This window comes from Methylobacterium sp. WL18 (genome assembly GCF_008040015.1).
Classification (GTDB): Bacteria; Pseudomonadota; Alphaproteobacteria; order Rhizobiales; family Beijerinckiaceae; genus Methylobacterium; species Methylobacterium mesophilicum.
Window position 1 is genome coordinate 1 of record NZ_VRVD01000300.1, and the last position, 5,573, is coordinate 5,573.

The 5,573-nt window shown below is 68.8% G+C and carries 2 protein-coding genes; both read right to left on the reverse strand.

Annotated features, from left to right (window positions below):
• Positions 1–2,420 (reverse strand): efflux RND transporter permease subunit (locus FV228_RS18920; RefSeq protein ID WP_147856033.1); only part of this gene is annotated, 2,420 nt, incomplete at its 3' end.
• The gene (locus FV228_RS18925) at positions 2,417–5,542 is read right to left on the reverse strand and encodes an MdtB/MuxB family multidrug efflux RND transporter permease subunit (protein ID WP_147856034.1); all 3,126 of its coding nucleotides are present in this window, start codon (positions 5,540–5,542) and stop codon (positions 2,417–2,419) included. The genes FV228_RS18920 and FV228_RS18925, both read right to left, overlap by 4 nt.
• Between the last annotated feature and the right edge of the window lie 31 nt (positions 5,543–5,573).

Sequence of the window (5,573 nt, forward strand, 5' to 3'; positions counted from 1 at the left end):
GTGCCGGTGGCCGCGTTGGTGTTGACGCCGCCCGCCGCCGCGACGGTGCCGGCCACCGCGTTGGTGATGGCCGCGCCCGGCGCGTTGCCCCCGGAGGTCGAGACGAAGATCTGCTTCAGCGTCTCGGGGGATTCCAGGTAGCGCGGGGCGATCTCCATCACGACGTGGTACTGGTTCAGGGGGTTGTAGATGGTCGAGACCTGGCGCTGGCCGAAGGCGTCGTACAGGGTGTTGTCGATCTTGTTCGGGGTGATGCCGTACCGGAACGCGGTGGCGCGGTCGATCACCACCCGGGTCTCCAGCCCCCCCTCCTGCTGATCGGAGGTGACGTCCGCGAAGGTCGGGTCCTTCTGGAGGGCGGCGACCAGCTTCGGGGCCGCGGCGAACAGCTCCTCGGCGGTGTCGCCCTGGAGGGTGTACTGATACTGGGCGAAGCTCTGGCGGCCGCCCATCTGCAGGTCCTGGCGCGGGAAGACGTAGAGGCGCGCGCCCGCGACCTGGGCTAGCTTCGGTCGGAGCCGCGCCATCACGGCCGAGATCGGCGCCCGCTCGCCGATGGGCTTGAGCCCGATGAACACGTTGGCCGAGTTGGTGCCGCGCCCGCCCGTGAAGCCGACGACGCTCTCCACCGCCGGATCCGCGCCCACGATGGTGGTGGCCTGCCGGAGCTTGGTCTCCATGGACTGGAACGAGATGCGCTGGTCGGCCTGGACGCCGCCCATCATCTGGCCGGTATCCTGCTCGGGGAAGAACCCCTTCGGCACGATGATGTAGAGGTAGACGTTGAGCCCCACGGTGGCGAGCAGGCTCAGCAGCACCAGCCGCGGATGGGCGAGCGCCACCGACAGAGTCCGGGCATAGGCGTCGAGCAGCCAGGAGAAGCCGCCCTCCAAGACGCGGATCAGGACGTTCGGCCGGCGTCCCGCCGCGCGTCCGTGCCCCTCCGGCCGCAGCAGCCGCGCGCACATCATCGGCGTCGTGGTCAGCGACAACACCAAGGAAATCAGGATCGACAGCGACAGGGTGACGGAGAATTCCTGGAAGATCCGCCCGATCAGGCCACCCATCAGCAGGATCGGCAGGAACACCGCGATGAGCGACAGGCTCATCGAGATCACCGTGAAGCCGACCTCCCGGGCGCCGATCAGCGCCGCCTCCATCCGAGGCTTGCCGTCCTCGATGTGGCGCTGGACGTTCTCCAGCACCACGATGGCGTCGTCGACCACGAAGCCGGTGCCAATGATCAGGGCCGTGAGCGACAGGATATTGAGCGAGTAGCCGAGCAGGTACATCGCCGAGAAGGTGCCGATGATCGAGATCGGCACCGCCACCGCGGGGATCAGGGTCGCCCGGCCGGAGCGCAGGAAGGCGAACACCACCAGGATCACGAGGCCGACCGCCACCAGCAGCGTCTCCTCGGTGGCCGCGAGCGACGCCCGGATCGTGGCGCTGCGGTCGCCGGTGAGCTTGATGTCGATGCCGCCCGGCAGCGCCGCGGTGAGCTGCGGCAGCGCCTTCTTCACCGCGTCGATGGTCTCGACCACGTTGGCGCCGGGCTGCTTGTAGACGAACAGCAGCACCCCGGCCTTGCCGTTGACGATGCCCAGGTTGCGCTTGTCCTCGACGCCGTCGAGCACCTGGCCCACATCCGTGAGCTTCACCGCCGCGCCGTTGCGGTAAGCCACGATGATGTCACGGTAATCCTCGGCCTTGCGGCCCTGGTCGTTGGCGTAGAGCTGGTAGCGCCGGCCCCCGGCGTCGATCTCGCCCTTGGGCGAGTTGGCGTTGGCCGAGGCGAGCGCCGCCCGGATGCCCTCCAGGCCGATGCCGTAGTTGAACAGGGCGGTGGGATCGAGCTCCACCCGCACCGCCGGCAGGGACGAGCCGCCGATATCGACGTTGCCGACGCCGGGCAGCTGCGACAGCTTCTGCTGCACCACGGTGGCGGCCGAATCATAGACCTGGCCGCGGGTCAGCGTGTCCGAGGTCATGCCGAGGATGATGATCGGCGTGTCGGCGGGGTTGAACTTGCGGTAGGTCGGGTTCTGCCGGAGCGAGGCCGGCAGGTCGGCGCGCGCCGCGTTGATCGCCGCCTGGACGTCGCGCGCCGCGCCGTCGATGTCCCGGTTCAGGCCGAACAGCAGCACGATCCGGGTGGAGCCGAGCGAGTTCGTGGACGTCATCTCGTTGACGTCCGCGATGGCGCCGAGCCGCCGTTCGAGCGGCGCCGCCACGGTGGTCGCCATGGTTTCAGGGCTTCCGCCCGGCATCTGGGCCTGGACCAGGATCACGGGGAAGTCGATCTGCGGCAGCGGCGCCACCGGCAGCTTCAGGAACGCGAACAGGCCGGCGAGCAGCACGCCGATCGTGAGCAGCGTGGTCGCGACCGGCCGGCGGATGAACGGCTCGGAGATGTTCACGGGAGCGCCTCGCCGGCCGCGACATCCGGCCCCCGCCGTCCGGCGATCCGGCGCTCCAGCCGGTCGAAGGCCAGATAAATCACCGGGGTCGTGAACAGGGTCAGCACCTGGCTGACGATCAGGCCGCCGGCGATGCAGATGCCGAGCGGCTGGCGCAGCTCCGAGCCGACGCCGGTGCCGAGGATCAGCGGCACAGCCGCGAACAGGGCGGCCAGCGTCGTCATCAGGATCGGGCGGAAACGCAGCAGGCAGGCCTGGAAGATCGCCTCCCGGGGATCGAGCCCGTCCTCGCGCTCGGCCTGGAGCGCGAAGTCGATCATCATGATCGCGTTCTTCTTCACGATGCCGATCAGGAGCACGATGCCGATCACCGCGATGATGTCGAGGGACAGCCCGAACAGCATCAGGCCCAGCAGCGCCCCGATGCCGGCCGAGGGCAGCGTCGACAGGATCGTGATCGGGTGGATGAAGCTCTCGTAGAGCACGCCCAGCACGATGTAGACGGTGATGATCGCCGCGAGCACCAGGAACAGCTCGTTGCTGAGCGCCGACTGGAAGGCGAAGACCGAGCCCTGCGGCACCACCCGGAACGAGGGCGGCAGGTCGATCGCGGCCTTGGCCTGCTCGATCGCCTCGACCGCCTGCCCGAGGGCCGCCCCGGGGGCCAGGTTGAACGACACCGTGGTGGCGGGGAACTGGCCGAGATGCGAGATCAGCAGGGGCGCCCGCCGCTCGCTGATCCGCGCCACCGCGGAGAGCGGCACCTGGCCGTTGGTCGCCGTCGAGGATGGCAGGTAGATCGTCTCGAGGCTGCGCAGGGTGGTGTGCAGGTTCGGGTTGGCCTCCAGGATCACCCGGTACTGGTTGGACTGGGTGAAGATGGTCGAGATGATCCGCTGGCCGAAGGCGTCGTAGAGGGCGTTGTCGATGGTCGCCGGGGTGATGCCGTAGCGGCCGGCGGTGGGCCGGTCGATGGTGACGTAGGCGGCGAGCCCCTGCGCCTGGTGGTCGCTCGCCACGTCGGCGACCACGGGGGATTTCGCCAGGGCCTCGGTGAAGCGCGGCACCCAGGTCTCGAAATCGTTGAGGTTCGGGGTCTCGAGGATGAGCTGGTACTGGGTCGCCGAGACCGCGGTGTCGATGGTCAGGTCCTGGACCGGCTGCATGTACAGGCGCATGCCGGGCTCGGCCCGGGCCGCCTCCGTGATCCGCCGGATGATCGCGCCGGCCGAGTCCGTCCGCTGGTCGCGCGGCTTGAGGTTGATCAGCATCCGGCCGGAATTGAGCGTGACGTTCTGGCCGTCGACCCCGATGAACGAGGATAGGCTGGCGACGTCCGGGTCCTTGAGGATCAGCGCAGCCATACGCTGCTGGCGCTCGGCCATGGCCGCGTAGGAGACGGACTGGTCCGCCTGCGTGATGCCCTGGATCACCCCGGTATCCTGGACCGGGAAGAACCCCTTGGGGATGACCACGAACAGGTAGACGGTCAGCACCAGGGTGCCGAGCGCCACCAGCAGGGTCAGGCCCTGATGGTTCAGCACCACCCGGAGCGCGCGGCCGTAGGCGGCGATCGTACCGTCGATGGCGCGCCGGCCGGCGCGCGCGAACACGCCCTCGCGGCGGCGGACCTTGGCCTCGGGCGCGTGCTTGAGCAGGCGCGCGCACAGCATCGGCACCAGGGTCAGCGACACGACCGCGGAGATCACGATGGTGGCGGCCAGCGTGATGGCGAATTCGTGGAACAGGCGCCCGACCACGTCGCCCATGAACAGCAGCGGGATCAGCACCGCGATCAGCGAGACGGTGAGCGAGATGATGGTGAAGCCGATCTCGCGCGACCCCTTCAGGGACGCTTCCAGGGGCGAATCGCCGGCCTCCACGTGGCGGGCGATGTTCTCGATCACCACGATGGCGTCGTCGACCACGAAGCCGGTGGCGATGGTGAGGGCCATCAGCGACAGGTTGTCGAGGGAGAAGCCGTACAGGTCCATCACCGACAGGGCGCCGATCAGCGACAGGGGCACCGACAGGCTCGGGATCAGCGTCGCCGACAGGCTGCGCAGGAACAGGAAGATCACCAGCACGACCAGCGCGATCGCCAGCCCCAGCTCAAACTGCACGTCCTCCACGGAGGCCCGGATCGTGGTGGTACGGTCGGTGAGCGGCGCCACCGCGACGGAGGTCGGCAGGCTCGCCTGCATCTGCGGCAGCAGCGCCTTGATCTTGTCGACCGTGGCGATGACGTTGGCGCCCGGCTGGCGCTGGATGTTGAGGATCACCGCGGGCGTGGTGTCGGCCCAGGCCCCGAGCTTGGTGTTCTCCGGCCCCTCGACCACGTCGGCGACCTCCGAGAGCATCACCGGGGCGCCGTTGCGATACGCGATGATCGCGGCGTTGTAGGCCTTCGGGTCGCGGATCTGGTCGTTGGCGTTGATCGCGTAGGATTGCTTCGGCCCGTCGATCGAGCCCTTGGGGGTGTTGACGTTGAGGTTGGTGATGGTGGTGCGCAGGTCGTCGATGTTCAGCCCGTAGGCGGCGAGCGCCCGGGCGTTGAACCGCACCCGGATCGCCGGCCGCTGGCCTCCCGAGATGCTGACCAGGCCGACGCCGGCCACCTGACTGATCTTCTGGGCGAGCCGCGATTCCGCGAGGTCGCGCACCTGGGTCAGTGGCAGGGTCTTCGACGTGAGGGCCAGGGTCAGGACCGGGGCGTCGGCCGGGTTGACCTTGGCGTAGATCGGTGGCGCCGGCAGGTCCGAGGGCAGAAGGTTGCCGGCGGCGTTGATCGCCGCCTGGACCTGCTGCTCGGCGATGTCGAGGGGCAGGTCGAGGTTGAACTGCAGCGTGATGACCGAGGCGCCCGCCGAGGATTGCGAGGTCATCTGGTTGAGGTTGGCGAGCTGGCCGAACTGCCGCTCCAGCGGCGCCGTGACCGAGGAGGTCATCACCTCGGGGCTCGCGCCCGGATAGAAGGTCTGGACCTGGATCGTCGGGTAATCGACGGCGGGCAGCGCCGAGACCGGCAGGTTCAGGTACGAGACGCCGCCGACGATCAGGATCGCCAGCATCAGCAGCGTCGTGGCGACCGGACGGAGGATGAAGAGGCGGGACGGGTTCATGGCAGGCGCACCATGGCCGGGCTCACTGCGC

Excerpts from the sequence above, each read along its gene's own strand:
- FV228_RS18925 (WP_147856034.1), bottom strand. The coding sequence starts at position 5,542 with ATGAACCCGTCCCGCCTCTTCATCCTCCGTCCGGTCGCCACGACGCTG.